Here is a 13953-nt window from a genome sequence, read left to right on the forward strand (position 1 = left end):
ATGGCCGCGTTGGCGCGCTGGGTTACCTTGCTGCTGCGTACGGCATTGGGGCTGTGCGCTTTGACGCTGGTATTGGCGGCGCTGTATGTCAGCCTCGGGCGCGAGCTGGTGCCGCTGGTCGCCGAATACCGTCTGGAAGCCGAAGACAAGGCCCGTGAAGCGTTGGCCATGCCAGTGCAGATCGGTGAATTGGAAGGCCTCTGGCAGGGTTTTTCGCCCGTACTTACCGCTCACGATGTTGCGCTCGGTGAGGGCGCAGGCGCCTTGCAGCTGGATCAGGTGCGCGTAGTGCCTGATGTGCTGGCTAGCCTGTTGGCGCGTCAGTTGCGCATTGCCCGGCTTGAGCTGGATGGCGTGCAGCTGGTCGTGCAGCAAGCTGAAGACGGCAGCTGGTCGCTCAAGGGCTTACCGCAACGCAATGAACCCGCGCCGCTCGATCTGGCTCAGGTGCTGACACAGTCGCAGATGCTCAAGCGCCTATCGCTGTTCAACAGCCAAGTCACCATACAGGCCTTCGATCAGCCGGCACGAACCCTGACCTATGTAAACCTCACCCTGCGTAACGGCAGCGCGCGTCAGCGCCTGGACGGCCGCCTGCTGTTGCCCGATGGCCAGCCGCTTGCCCTGCAGTTGCGCACGCGTATAAACGCCAAGCACTGGCAAGACGCCCAAGCCGAGCTGTATCTGAGCCTGCCGCAGAGCGATTGGGCGGCCTGGGTGCCGACGAGCCTGTTGGCGCAATGGCGGCTTGAGCAGTTGCAGCTGGGCGGTGAGGTCTGGCTGAGCTGGGCCAATGGCGGCGTGCAGCGGGCTGTCAGTCGCCTGCATGTGCCACAACTCAAGGCCGGCTACGCCGAACGCGAGTCGGTGGCGCTGAATAATCTGGCGCTGAATGCTTATTTCACCCGCACCGAGCAAGGCTTCAAGTTGCTCCTGGATGATCTGGCGTTCAGTCGGGGTGAACAGCGTTGGGGCGATGTGCGTCTGGCATTGACCCAGCAGGCAGAGAGCGCAGAGGTACAGGAACAATGGTTGCTGAGTGCTGATCGCCTTGATCTGGCGCCACTTCAGCCCTTGGTGGCAGGGCTTGCACCACTGCCGGATAAGGGGCTGGCGCTGCTTGAACAACTCAAACCGCATGGCGCGCTGCGCAATCTTCAACTCGACTACCGGCCGCGGTTGATCGATGGCAAACGCCTGCAGTTCTCGGCCAACCTGGAACGCATCGGTTTTGCCGCATACCTTGGCTCGCCGGCCGCAGAAAACGTCAGCGGCAGCATCAGCGGTGATCTCGGTCAGGGTGAGTTACGCCTGGACAGCGAAGATTTTTCCCTGCACCTCGACACCCTGTTCCCTAAACCTTGGGTCTACCAGAAAGCCAACGCCTTGCTGACCTGGCAGATTGACGAGCACGCCTTCACCTTACGCAGTCCGTACCTGCGTGTGCAGGGTGAGGAGGGGCCGGTCGCCGGTGACTTCCTCATCCGCCTGCGTGTTGACCCGACGCAGGAAGATTACATGGACCTGCGTGTCGGGCTGCGCAACGGCGATGCGCGCTTTACCGAGAAATACCTGCCAAGCCGTGCGCCGGGTATGAGTGCTGACTTGGATGCTTGGTTGAAAAGTGCCATCCGGGGTGGCGCGGTGGATGAAGGCTATTTCCAATACCAGGGTTCGCTGAACAAAGGTGCAGAAAATGCTGCGCGCAGCATCAGCCTGTTCTTTGCTGTGCATGATGCCGAGTTGGCCTTTCAGCCCGGCTGGCCAGCTCTGCGTGAAGGCCGTGGCCGCGTCTTGATCGAGGACAGCGGCGTACGCGTTGAGTTGGCCGAAGGGCGCATTCTCGATAGCCAGGTGAGCGATGCTCAGGCATTGATTGCGACGGCATTGCCGGGCCAGCCGCCGCGTCTGTTGCTGACCAGTGAGCTGAGCAGCAATGTTGAGGATGCCTTGCATATCCTGCAACAGACGCCGATAGGCACTGCCGAAACGTTTGCGGGATGGGCGGGTGCTGGTGCGCTGGCCGGCAAGCTCAAGCTCGATCTGCCGCTGCGCAAGGGCTTAGCTCCGGCAGTGGTGGTGGATTTCGCTACTGAAAGCGCACAACTCAGCTTGCCCAACCCGCCGCTGCAATTCAGCCAGCTGCAAGGTGCCTTCCGTTACAACACCGCCAGTGGCCTGAGCGCCCCGGATATTCGTGCCCAGGTGCTGGGGCATGCGGTGCGCGGCAAAGCGTTGGCCGAAGGTGCGCGAGGTAAAGCACGCAGCCGTATTGAGGCCAGCGGAGAGATTGCCGTCAAAGAACTGAGCGCTTGGCTGGGGGTGACCCAGCCGCTGCCCATCAGCGGTACGCTGCCGTATCGCCTCAACCTGATTCTCGAGGGGGCCGACAGTCAACTGCGCGTGAGTTCATCCCTTAAAGGCGCGACGGTGGCCTTGCCGGCACCGTTCGGCAAGGCCGCTACCGAGGCGCGGGCGACGCAGTGGCGCATGAGCCTGGGCGGCCGTGAGCAGCGCTACTGGTTGGATTACGCCGATTTACTGAGCCTGACCTTCGCTGCTAGCCCAGGCCAGTTCAATCAGGGGCGTGGTGAGATTCGCTTGGCCGACGGTCCAGCCAGCCTGCCTACCAGCCAAGGCTTGCGCGTGCGTGGGCGCGTGGCAGAGTTGGATTGGTCGGCCTGGCAGGCGGTGTTGCAGCCCTATGCCAGCGTACCGATCGGTGATGCACAGCGACTGTTCAAGGATGCGCAGCTGCGTATTGGACGTTTCAGCGGCTTTGGCATCAGTCTCGATACGCTGGAGGTCGCGGTTCAGCGTGAGGCTGCCACCTGGGCCGTCAGCCTCGACAGCCCGCAGCTCAAAGGCCAGGTCGGCTTGCCGGATGCCCGTGAGCTGCCGATTGCTTTGACACTCGACTATCTGCGCTTACCAGCGGCAGAAAAGAAAATCGCCGGCGAGCCTGTAGTCGATGCGCCCGATCCGCTGGCCAGTTTCGATCCGAGCCGTTTCCCGGCGCTGGACGTGCGGATCGCCGAGGTCTATCAAGGCATCGAACCGCTGGGCAGCTGGTCACTCAAAGCGCGCCCGGTCAGTGCCGGTGTGCATTTCAACGAGTTGGACCTCAACCTCAAAGGCCTGAAGATTGGCGGCCGCGCCACCTGGCTAAACGCCGCAAATGGCGTGCGCACGAGCTACAAGGGCCGTATGGGCGGTGCCGATCTGGCCGATGTACTGATTGCCTGGGGCTTTGCACCGACTGCCAGTAGTCGTGACTTCCATATGGATGTCGAGGGTGACTGGCCCGGCTCGCCGGCCTGGTTCGGCTTGAAGCGTTTCAGCGGTACGCTGGATGCTTCGCTGCGCAAAGGCCAGTTCTCCGAGGTGGAGGGGCCGGCTTCGGCGTTGCGGGTTTTCGGCCTGTTGAATTTCAACTCGATCGGCCGACGCCTGCGCCTGGATTTCTCCGACCTGCTTGGCAAGGGCCTGAGCTATGACCGGGTTAAGGGATTGCTGGTGGCCGATAACGGTGTATTCGTGACCCGTGAGCCGATCACCCTTGAAGGCCCTTCGAGCAATCTAGAGCTTAATGGCACCCTGGATATGGCCAATGACCGTATCGATGCCAAGTTGTTGGTGACCTTGCCGGTGACCAACAACCTGCCACTGGCTGCGCTGATAGTCGGTGCGCCGGCCATCGGTGGTGCGCTGTTTATCGCCGATAAGCTGCTTGGGGATCGTGTGGCGCGCTTTGCCAGTGTGCAGTACGACGTCAAGGGTGCCTGGCAGAATCCGGACATCAGCTTCGACAAACCCTTCGAAAAACCTCAGTAAACCGTGCATGGCTGATATGCAGCCGTGCAGTCTGCAGGTATGGCTTGTAAGCTGAAGCCATACCGACATTGAGATAAAGGCAGTCATGACCTTCGCAGTCATTCAAATGGTCAGCCAGGCCGATGTCCTGGCCAATCTGGCGCAGGCTCGGCAGTTGCTCGAACAGGCCGCTGCGCAAGGTGCACGGCTTGCGGTGTTACCGGAAAATTTTGCCGCCATGGGCCGGCGTGACCAAGCCGTGCTGGGGCGTGCCGAAGCGCTGGGTGAGGGGCCGATTCTGCCCTGGCTGCAACAGGCCGCCCGCGACCTGGACCTGTGGATTGTCGCCGGTACCTTGCCCTTACCGCCGGATGGCCAGCCCGACGCCAAGGCGCATGCCTGCTCCCTGCTGATCGATAATGCCGGCCAACGCGTGGCCCGTTATGACAAGCTGCACCTGTTTGATGTGGATGTCAGCGACAGCCATGGCCGTTACCGCGAGTCGGATGATTACGCCTTCGGCGCTCAGGTCGTCGTTGCCGATACCCCGGTCGGGCGCTTGGGCATGACCGTTTGCTATGACCTGCGCTTTCCCGAGTTGTACAGTGCCCTGCGCGCAGCCGGTGCCGAGCTGATCTGCGCGCCGGCGGCCTTTACTGCGGTTACCGGTGCGGCACATTGGCAGATATTGACGCGCGCGCGGGCCATCGAAACCCAGTGCTACGTGCTGGCGGCTGGACAGGGTGGCACTCATCCTGGCGGGCGCGAAACCTTTGGTCATTCAGCACTGGTCGATCCATGGGGTCGCGTGCTCGCGGAGCTGCCGCAGGGGCCGGGGGTGCTGCTGGCCGAACGAGATGCAGCCGAGCAGGCGGCGATCCGCCAGCGCATGCCGGTGGCGCGGCATAAACGATTTTTTGCGGCAGCCGAACCACGGCTGCCAGGTGCAACAGTCATCAACGAGATTGAGCAATGAACAGTATGTTGGTATCCGTCAGTGAACATCTGCTGGGGCCGGGCGGCTTGACCATTGAACACCTGCCTGCGGTTCTGGCTGACTTGGCCGGGCCGGGAATCGATGCGGCCGACCTGTACTTCCAGAGCCAGGTCTCAGAAACCTGGGCGCTGGAAGACGGCATCGTCAAGGAAGGCAGTTTCAACCTCGATCAGGGTGTCGGTGTACGCGCTCAGTCGGGTGAGAAAACCGGTTTTGCCTACAGCAATGCGATCACTGCCGATGCTCTGAGTCAGGCTGCGCGAGCGGCCCGTTCGATTGCTCGTGCTGGGCAGAACGGTCGTGTGCAAGCGTTCAGCAGCCCGCTGGTCAAACCGCTGTATGCCCAGGACAACCCGCTGGATGTGCTGGGACGGGCGGAAAAGGTCGAACTGCTCAAGCGCATCGACGTCGCCACCCGCGCCCTTGATCCCCGCATCAAGCAGGTCTCGGTCAGCCTGGCCGGGGTGTGGGATCGCGTTCTGGTGGCGGCGAATGACGGCAGCCTGGGCGCGGACATTCGCCCGCTGGTGCGCTTCAATGTCAGCGTGATCGTCGAGCAGAACGGTCGTCGCGAGCGCGGCAGCCAAGGCGGCGGCGGGCGTACCGATTACCGCTACTTCCTCGAACAGACCAGCAATAACGAAGAGCGCGCCATGGGCTATGCCCGTGAGGCGCTGCGTCAAGCGCTGGTCAATCTGGAAGCGATTCCAGCCCCAGCAGGCACGATGCCCGTAGTGATGGGCGCCGGTTGGTCTGGCGTGCTGCTGCACGAGGCCGTCGGTCATGGCCTGGAGGGCGACTTCAACCGTAAAGGCAGTTCGGCCTACAGCGGCCGCATGGGCGAGCAGGTGGCGTCCAGCCTGTGCACCATCGTCGACGATGGCACCCTGGCCGAGCGCCGTGGTTCCCTGAGCATGGACGATGAAGGCACCCAGACCCAGTGCACCACGCTGATCGAGAACGGCGTGCTCAAGGGCTACATGCAGGACAAGCTGAATGCCCGCCTGATGGGTGTTGCTGCCACCGGTAACGGTCGCCGTGAGTCCTACGCGCACCTGCCGATGCCGCGCATGACCAACACTTACATGCTGGCCGGCGAGAGCGACCCGGAAGAAATCATTCGTTCGGTGAAGAAGGGCATCTACTGCGCCAACCTCGGCGGCGGTCAGGTGGATATCACCAGCGGCAAGTTCGTGTTCTCCACCAGCGAGGCTTACTTGATCGAGGACGGCAAGATCACCGCCCCGGTTAAAGGCGCCACCCTGATCGGTAATGGCCCGGAAGCCATGAGCAAGGTGTCGATGGTTGGTAACGACCTGGCACTGGACAGCGGTGTTGGCATCTGCGGCAAGGACGGCCAATCGGTGCCGGTTGGCGTGGGCCAGCCGACGCTGAAGATTGATGCGATTACGGTGGGCGGGACAGGCAGCTAAAAATCGTCGATTGGGTTGAGCGTTGCGCAGCCCAATCGATGTGCTGGTCTAGCGCAAGCCGCGCTGGGTTTCGTCCAGTTCGCGGATGTATTTGAAGATTTTGCGGGACGCGGCAGGCGCTTTGTTCTGCGCCAGTTCGTGCTGGCCCTGACGGATCAGCTGGCGCAAGTGCTGGCGGTCGGCGTCGGGGTATTCGACGACAAATTTTTCCAGGGTGTCGTCGTCGCCGTTAAGCAAGCGGTCACGCCAGCGTTCCAGGTTATGAAAACGTTCGTTGTACTGGCGGGTTGAGGCATCCAGCTGGTCGAGCAGGGTCAGGATGGCGGGGATGTCCTGATCGCGCATCAAGCGGCCAATAAACTGCACATGGCGCTTCTTCGCGGCATTGGCGGTGTGTTTGGGCGCTTCGGCCAGCGCGCGGCGCAGCTCGTCGGTCAGCGGCAGCTTGTTTAGCAGATCAAGTTTCAGGGTAGTCAGGCGTTGCCCCAGATCCTGCAGCGCATGAAACTCGCGCTTGATCTGGGTTTTGCTCTTCTCGCCGGAGAAGTCGTCGTCAAGGTATTCAGACATGGTGGCGGTCCAGTGGAAAACGCCGACATGATAGCAGCAAGTTTCCAGCTGTAAGCGTCTGGCCTGTGTGGCCGCGTTTGCCGCTTATCGTTCAGGAGTTCTTATGAGTGCAGTAGACATCGTCGGCCCGCAGGCTGTGCCGCATTTACAGGCGCAGGTGGAGCAGATTATTGCCGAGGCTAAAAAGCAGGGCGCGAGTGCCTGCGAGGTTGCCGTCTCGGTGGAGCAGGGCTTGTCCACCACAGTGCGTCAGGGTGATGTGGAAACAGTCGAGTTCAACCGCGACCAAGGTTTTGGCATCACGTTGTATGTGGGGCAGCGCAAGGGCTCTGCCAGCACCTCTGCAAGTGGTGAGGCGGCGATCCGTGAAACGGTCGCGGCCGCCCTGGCGATTGCCAAACATGCCTCTGAAGACGAATGCGCCGGCTTGGCCGATGCTGCACTCATGGCCCGCGAGCTGCCCCAGCTGGATCTGTACCACGCCTGGTCGATCACGCCTGAGCAAGCCATCGAGCAGGCCTTGAGCTGTGAGGCTGCGGCTTTTGCTGCCGATCAGCGGATCAAGAACGCCGACGGCACCACGCTGAATACCCATCAAGGCTGCCGGGTTTATGGCAACAGCCATGGCTTTATCAGCGGTTACGCCAGCACGCGGCACAGCTTGAGCTGCGTGATGATCGCCGAAGACGGCGGGCAGATGCAGCGCGACTATTGGTACGACGTTAATCGCCAGGGTGAGTTGCTGGCCGATGCCAGCAGCATTGGCCGTCGTGCCGCCGAGCGTGCGGTAAGCCGGTTGGGTGCGCGTCCGGTGCCGACCTGCGAAGTGCCAGTGCTGTTCGCTGCAGAATTAGCGGGTGGCCTGTTTGGCAGTTTTCTCGCGGCGATTTCCGGCGGCAATTTGTACCGCAAGTCGTCGTTTCTTGAAGGGACACTAGGTCAGCAGTTATTCCCTACGTGGTTGACACTGGATGAGCGCCCACATATCCCCCGTGCGCTGGGCAGCGCTGCCTTTGATGGCGACGGTCTGGCGACCTATGCAAAATCCTTTGTCGAGCGCGGCGAGCTGCTGTCCTATGTGCTCGGCACCTACTCCGGACGCAAGCTGGGTATGCCCAGCACCGCCAACTCCGGTGGCGTGCATAACCTGTTTGTAAGCCATGGCGATGAAGACCAGAAGGCGCTGCTCAAGCGCATGGGGCGTGGTCTGCTGGTCACTGAGCTGATGGGCCAGGGCCTGAATATGGTCACCGGTGATTATTCGCGCGGTGCCGGTGGCTACTGGGTTGAGAATGGCGAAATCCAGTTCCCGGTGCAGGAAGTCACGATTGCCGGCAACCTGCGCGACATGTTCAAGCAGATTGTTGCAGTCGGTAATGATCTGGAACTGCGCAGCAATATCCGCACAGGTTCGGTGCTGATTGAGCGGATGACTGTGGCGGGTAGTTGATTCAGATCGCATGAAAAAAGGGGCTAACGCGTAAGCGTTCAGCCCCTTTTTACTGTCTCTCGATCAGCTATTCGCCTTCGTCGAAGTAGTTGTTGATCAGCTCGCTCAGGGCCTGCAGCGCCTCGCTATCCTGCTCGCCTTCGGTGTGCAGGTGCACAGGTGTGCCTTTGCCGGCGGCGAGCATCATTACTGCCATGATGCTTTTGCCGTCGACCAGACTCTCCGGCGTGCGACCTACCTTAACCTGGCAGGGAAAACGCCCAGCGACGCCGACAAACTTGGCCGCCGCGCGGGCGTGCAGGCCAAGTTTGTTGATAATGGTGATTTCGCAGGCGGGCATCGCGGCAATTCCTTAACTGAGGTCGCGGTGGCGAGTCTGAACGTTTTTCAGGATGGGTTTGAGGGTTTCCCCCAGGCGGTTGGCCAGGTACACCGAGCGGTGGTGACCGCCAGTGCAGCCAATTGCCACCGTGACATAGGCGCGGTTGCTGGCGGCAAAGCGCGGTAGCCATTTGGTCAGGTAGGCTAGGATGTCCTGGTACATGTCTTCGACATCAGCCTGGGCCGAGAGGTAGTCGACTACCGGCTGGTCGAGGCCGGAGAAGTCGCGCAAGTCCGGCTTCCAGTAGGGATTGGGCAGGCAGCGCACATCGAATACCAGATCAGCATCCACCGGCATGCCGCGCTTGAAACCAAAGGACTCCAGCAGAAACGCGGTACCCGGCTCGGGTTGGTTAAGCAAGCGCAGTTTGAGGCTGTCGCGCAGCTGATACAGGTTGAGGTGAGTGGTGTCGATCTTCAGGTCGGCCAGGTCGATGATCGGCCCTAGCAGCAGCGCTTCATCGGCGATGGCTTCAGCCAGCGAGCGACTCTCGTTGGTCAGCGGGTGGCGCCGACGGGTTTCCGAGAAGCGCTTGAGCAGGGTTTCTTCGTCGGCATCCAGGTAGATCACATCGCACTTGATGTGCCGTGCGCGAACTTCTTCAAGCAGCTCGGGAAAGCGCTTGAGGTGGCTCGGCAGGTTGCGCGCATCAATCGACACTGCGACCTGCGGATGCAGCAGTTCGGTGTGCAGCAGGGCGCGCTCAGCCAGTTCAGGCAGCAGCCCAGCTGGCAGGTTGTCGATACAGTAGAAACCGTTGTCCTCAAGCACATCGAGGGCGGTGCTCTTCCCAGAGCCGGAGCGACCGCTAACGATGATCAGGCGCATGCTCAGGCTCGGTTGAGTTGGCTTTGTACGTCCACTACCACCTGATACAGGGCTTCGCTGCTTTCCGCTTGGCGCAGGCTGGCACGCACATCGCTGCGATCGAGCATGCTGGCGATCTGCCGGAGCAGTTCCAGGTGAGCGTCGGTGGCAGCTTCGGGCACCAGCAGGACAAACAGCAGGTCCACAGGCGCACCGTCGATGGCGTCGAAGTCTACGGCAGCGTCCAGGCGCAGCAAGGCGCTGATCGGCGCGGTACAACCCGGCAGGCGACAGTGCGGAATGGCAATGCCATTGCCGAAACCGGTCGAGCCAAGCTTTTCCCGGGCTATCAGGCTTTCGAAGATGTCTTGGCCGTCCAGGTCAGGTAGCTCACGGGCCACCAGGTTGGCAATCTGTTCGAGGACACGTTTTTTGCTGCCGCCCGGCACGTTCACTAGAGAACGGCCGGGGGTCAGGATGGTTTCAAGTCGGATCATAGGAGATAGACGATGTCAGCGGGCCATAGCGCCCTGTTGACGTTCGAGCTGTTTTTCCTTGTGTTTGATGAGTTGTCGGTCGAGTTTATCAGTCAGTAGATCGATAGCTGCGTACATGTCTTCATGTTCAGCATTGGCGACAACTTCACCGCCAGCAATGTGCAGGGTCGCTTCGATTTTCTGTTTGAGTTTCTCGACCTCCATGGTGACTTGTACATTGGTGATCTTGTCGAAGTGGCGCTCCAATCGGCCGAGTTTTTCGGCGATGTAGTCGCGTAGGGCGTCGGTCACATCCAGCTGATGTCCACTGATGTTGACTTGCATACCGCTTTCTCCTTGTTGCCGTGTGTAAGAGGCAGGCATGAGGCCTGCCGCCGGAACACTGTGGCGTGGAAGACTCGGGCAGAACGAGCCTGGCACGGTCGCTGATTGCATGTTGGCAGTATGGCTGCTTTTGCGAAAAGGCGAGGCCTGGGCATGTTCTGTATGGGTTGATGTCTTCCTTCTTCGTGCCGCCTTAGATCAATCGTTTGCGCTCACTGGAAGGCGCTATTCCGAGGGATTCACGGTACTTGGCGACCGTGCGGCGAGCGACTTGAATGCCCTGTGCTTCCAGTAAACCAGCGATCTTGCTGTCACTCAACGGCTTTTTCGCATTTTCAGCGGCGACCAGTTTTTTGATGATGGCGCGGATTGCCGTGGACGAGCATTCGCCGCCCTCGGAGGTGCTGACGTGGCTGGAAAAGAAGTATTTCAGCTCGTAAATGCCACGCGGGGTGTGCATGAACTTCTGCGTTGTCACCCGCGAGATGGTCGACTCATGCATGCCCACCGCTTCGGCAATGTCGTGCAGCACCAAGGGTTTCATCGCCTCATCGCCGTAGTCGAGGAAGCCGCGCTGGTGTTCAACGATCTGCGTGGCCACTTTCATCAAGGTTTCGTTGCGGCTTTGCAGGCTTTTGATAAACCAGCGCGCTTCCTGCAGCTGGTTACGCATAAAGGTGTTGTCGGCGCTGGAATCGGCGCGTTTCACAAAGCCGGCGTATTGCGCGTTGACCCGCAAGCGAGGCATGGCTTCCTGGTTGAGTTCAACCAGCCAGCGCTCGTTGTGTTTGCGCACGATTACATCGGGTACCACGTATTCTGGCTCGCTGGATTCGATCTGCGAGCCAGGGCGCGGGTTGAGGCTTTGAATTAGGTCGATAACCTGGCGCAGCTCGTCTTCCTTGAGCTTCATGCGGCGCATCAACTGGCTGTAGTCGCGGCTGCCGAGCAGGTCGAGGTAGTCGCTGGCCAGGCGCTGGGCTTCGCTCAGCCAAGGGGTTTTCGCTGGCAGCTGACGCAGTTGCAGGAGCAGGCACTCGCCCAGGTTGCGCGCGGCGATACCGGTGGGCTCGAATTGCTGGATGCGGTGCAACACGGCTTCGACTTCGTCGAGCTCGATGTCCAGTTCCGGGTCGAAGGCCTCGACCACTTCTTCCAGGGTTTCTTCCAGGTAGCCCTGTTCGTTGATGCAGTCGATCAGGGTGACGCCGATCAGTCGATCCTTATCGGACATCGGGGCCAGGTTGAGCTGCCAGAGCAGGTGGCTTTGCAGGCTCTCACCGCTGGAGGTGCGGGTAGTGAAATCCCACTCGTCATCATCGTTGGTGCTGCTGGGCAGACTGCTGGCGCTGGTCTGGTAGATATCTTCCCAGGCGGTATCGACGGGTAGCTCATTGGGAATGCGTTCGCCCCAATCGCCTTCTTCCAGGTTGTCCACGGTCTGCGTGGCTTCCTGGTAGTTGGTTTCCTGATAGGGGGCTTCGGGCTGTTCGCTGGGGCTGGCGCTTTCTGCGCCATCGGCCATAGGGTCCGAATTGTCGAAATCATCGCCATCTTCCTGGCGTTCGAGCATCGGGTTGGACTCCAAAGCCTCCTGGATCTCTTGTTGCAGATCCAGGGTCGACAGTTGGAGCAGGCGGATGGCCTGTTGCAGCTGCGGTGTCATCGTCAGCTGCTGGCCCATTCTCAGGACTAGCGATGGTTTCATTGCAGACCTTATTTACCGGCGTCTGTGCGCAATCCACAACAGGGCGTTTTCAAAAAACGCCACTAGGAAGCAAATTATATGCCTGACTTTAAGGGTTTTGCCTAGCCTTGGCTGCAGTCGGCTTGAGAAAAGCTGTGGTTACAGCCGGAACTCATGCCCCAGATACACTTCTTTGACTGTCTGGTTGGCCAGAATGGCCTCGGCATCACCCTCTGCGATCAGCTGGCCATCGCTGACGATATAGGCGGTTTCGCAGATATCCAGGGTCTCGCGCACGTTGTGGTCGGTGATCAATACACCGATACCCTTGGCCTTGAGGTGGTGGATGATCTGCTTGATATCGCCGACGGAAATCGGGTCGACACCGGCGAAGGGTTCGTCGAGCAGGATGAACTTGGGGTTGGTCGCCAGGGCGCGAGCAATTTCCACGCGGCGGCGTTCACCACCAGACAGGCTCATGCCGAGGTTGTCGCGGATATGGCTGATATGGAATTCCTGCAGCAGGCCTTCAAGTTCCTTGCGACGAGCAGCGCCATCCAGGTCCTTGCGGGTTTCCAGGATGGCCATGATGTTGTCGGCCACGCTGAGCTTGCGGAAAATCGAGGCTTCCTGCGGCAGGTAGCCAATGCCGGCGCGAGCGCGGCCATGCATGGGCTGATGACTGACGTCGAGATCATCGATCATCACGCGACCCTGATCGGCCTGTACCAGGCCGACGATCATGTAGAAACACGTGGTCTTGCCGGCGCCGTTGGGGCCAAGCAAGCCGACAATCTGCCCGCTGTCGATACTCAGGCTGACGTCGCGCACTACCTGGCGGCCTTTGTAGCTCTTGGCCAGGTGTTGGGCTTTCAATGTGGCCATTATTACTGCGCCTGCTGGTCGGCTGGTTTGTTCTTCGGCTGGATCACCATGTCGATGCGCGGACGTGGCGCGGTGACGTTGGTGCCTGTGGCGCGGCCGGCGTTGACGATCTGGCGCTGGGTGTCATAGACGATTTTTTCGCCTTCGAAGGTGTTGCCTTCCTGAATCACCTTGGCCTGATCGATCAGGACGACGCGCTCGTTGGCCATGAAGTACTGAATGGTCAGACCGTAAGCCTTGACGATCTGCTTGTCAGCTGACGGCAGTTGCTCGTAATAGGCCGGCTTGCCGACGGAGGTAAATACCTCGACATCGCCTTGGGCATTCTGGGTGATGGTGACTGTGTCGCCAGTGACCTTCATGGTGCCCTGAGTGATGACGACATCACCGCGGTAGACCGCTACGCCTTGCTTGTCATCAAGTTCCGCGCTGTCAGCCTGGATGCGGATAGGCTGTTCGCGATCGGAGGGTAGGGCCCAGGCGCTGACACTTCCGAGTGCGGCGCTGAGGCTGAGTAGTAGGGGGAGGGTGTTAACGAGCCTCATGCTGACCTCTTACGTTGGACAGCAGGAGCATCCTGCCGTCATTCATGTACGCTTTCATTCCTTGTGCCGTGGTCACCCCATTGGCCGCGTCGATTCTAACGGCTTGCTGGGTCTGCGCATATTCCTTCTCGGGGAATACGGTCAGGCGGCTGGTGGTAAGAATAGTCGGACGGCCTTTGGCGTCGGTGCGCTCAACGCGTACCTTGTCGGTCAGCTCGACCTCAACGCCACCTGGCGATACCTCACCGCGCTCGCTGCGGATTTTCCAGGGCAGCTCGGTGCCGCGGAACAGGTTCATATTCGGGCTGGTCATCAGGGTGATGTCGCTGGCCTTGACGTGCTCTACCTTGTCGGCCTTCAACTCATAGTGCAGTTTGCCATCGGCCTGGTATTGAACGGTGTAGGTGTTGGTGGCGTAAAAATCGATGGTGGTGTCGGTCTCGGCTGACTGAGGCTGTTCGTTGAAACTGTCAGGGCTGAGGTTCCAATAGCCGAGCGCCGCTACCAGTAGCGCGACAAAGGCAAACAGGACAATGTTGAATAATTTGCGGGGCATGTTTGGC

13 protein-coding genes are annotated in these 13953 nt (G+C 60.3%); 4 read left to right on the top strand and 9 right to left on the bottom strand.

Annotated elements, in window-relative coordinates; all coding sequences use genetic code 11:
* The 3 genes from CUR33_RS18550 (at position 1) to tldD (ending at position 6243) form a co-directional block, all read left to right on the top strand.
* Positions 1-3834 carry a YhdP family protein gene (locus CUR33_RS18550; RefSeq protein WP_289240531.1) on the top strand — a complete coding sequence of 1278 codons (3834 nt, stop codon included), beginning with the start codon at positions 1-3 and terminating at the stop codon, positions 3832-3834.
* Between the two features lie 85 nt (positions 3835-3919).
* Positions 3920-4789 (top strand): carbon-nitrogen hydrolase family protein, encoded by an 870-nt coding sequence (locus tag CUR33_RS18555; RefSeq protein WP_289240532.1) that lies wholly within the window; start codon positions 3920-3922, stop codon positions 4787-4789.
* Positions 4786-6243, top strand: a complete 1458-nt coding sequence (gene tldD, locus CUR33_RS18560) for a metalloprotease TldD (RefSeq protein ID WP_289240533.1) — start codon at positions 4786-4788, stop codon at positions 6241-6243. Before CUR33_RS18555 ends, tldD begins: the two co-directional genes overlap by 4 nt.
* A 48-nt stretch (positions 6244-6291) precedes the next feature.
* Here tldD and yjgA read toward each other — a convergent pair whose 3' ends face one another.
* Complete coding sequence (gene yjgA, locus CUR33_RS18565) at positions 6292-6813, bottom strand: ribosome biogenesis factor YjgA (RefSeq protein WP_160089130.1); 522 nt, start codon at positions 6811-6813, stop codon at positions 6292-6294.
* 103 nt (positions 6814-6916) lie between these two features.
* Here yjgA and pmbA point away from each other — a divergent pair, with 103 nt between their 5' ends.
* Positions 6917-8263, top strand: a complete 1347-nt coding sequence (gene pmbA, locus CUR33_RS18570; protein ID WP_160089128.1) for a metalloprotease PmbA — start codon at positions 6917-6919, stop codon at positions 8261-8263.
* Positions 8264-8330: 67 nt separating this feature from the next.
* Here the strand turns inward: pmbA and CUR33_RS18575 are convergent, their stop codons facing one another.
* The 8 genes from CUR33_RS18575 to lptC all read right to left on the bottom strand — a co-directional run bounded on the left by CUR33_RS18575 (position 8331) and on the right by lptC (position 13946).
* Entirely contained in the window at positions 8331-8603 is a 273-nt protein-coding gene (locus tag CUR33_RS18575) for an HPr family phosphocarrier protein (protein ID WP_090255517.1), read from the bottom strand.
* Between the two features lie 12 nt (positions 8604-8615).
* A complete protein-coding gene (gene rapZ, locus CUR33_RS18580) occupies positions 8616-9473 on the bottom strand; it encodes an RNase adapter RapZ (RefSeq protein ID WP_090255514.1) in 858 nt (285 codons plus the stop codon).
* A gap of 2 nt (positions 9474-9475) precedes the next feature.
* Positions 9476-9949: a PTS IIA-like nitrogen regulatory protein PtsN gene (gene ptsN, locus CUR33_RS18585; RefSeq protein ID WP_108488228.1), complete on the bottom strand. Its 474-nt coding sequence runs from the start codon at positions 9947-9949 to the stop codon at positions 9476-9478.
* Positions 9950-9964: 15 nt separating this feature from the next.
* The gene (gene hpf / locus CUR33_RS18590; RefSeq protein ID WP_090255510.1) at positions 9965-10273 is read right to left on the bottom strand and encodes a ribosome hibernation-promoting factor, HPF/YfiA family; all 309 of its coding nucleotides are present in this window, start codon (positions 10271-10273) and stop codon (positions 9965-9967) included.
* 193 nt (positions 10274-10466) lie between these two features.
* A complete protein-coding gene (locus tag CUR33_RS18595; RefSeq protein WP_160089126.1) occupies positions 10467-11981 on the bottom strand; it encodes an RNA polymerase factor sigma-54 in 1515 nt (504 codons plus the stop codon).
* 138 nt (positions 11982-12119) lie between these two features.
* Positions 12120-12845, bottom strand: a complete 726-nt coding sequence (gene lptB / locus CUR33_RS18600; RefSeq protein ID WP_090255506.1) for an LPS export ABC transporter ATP-binding protein — start codon at positions 12843-12845, stop codon at positions 12120-12122.
* A gap of 2 nt (positions 12846-12847) precedes the next feature.
* Positions 12848-13390: a lipopolysaccharide transport periplasmic protein LptA gene (gene lptA / locus CUR33_RS18605; protein ID WP_090255504.1), complete on the bottom strand. Its 543-nt coding sequence runs from the start codon at positions 13388-13390 to the stop codon at positions 12848-12850.
* Positions 13377-13946, bottom strand: a complete 570-nt coding sequence (gene lptC, locus CUR33_RS18610) for an LPS export ABC transporter periplasmic protein LptC (protein ID WP_289240534.1) — start codon at positions 13944-13946, stop codon at positions 13377-13379. The genes lptA and lptC overlap by 14 nt, the downstream gene beginning before the upstream one ends.
* Positions 13947-13953: the final 7 nt, after the last annotated feature.

Origin of the sequence: Pseudomonas sp. FEMGT703P, assembly GCF_002786345.1 — a bacterium.
GTDB classification, from domain to species: domain Bacteria; phylum Pseudomonadota; class Gammaproteobacteria; order Pseudomonadales; family Pseudomonadaceae; genus Aquipseudomonas; species Aquipseudomonas peli.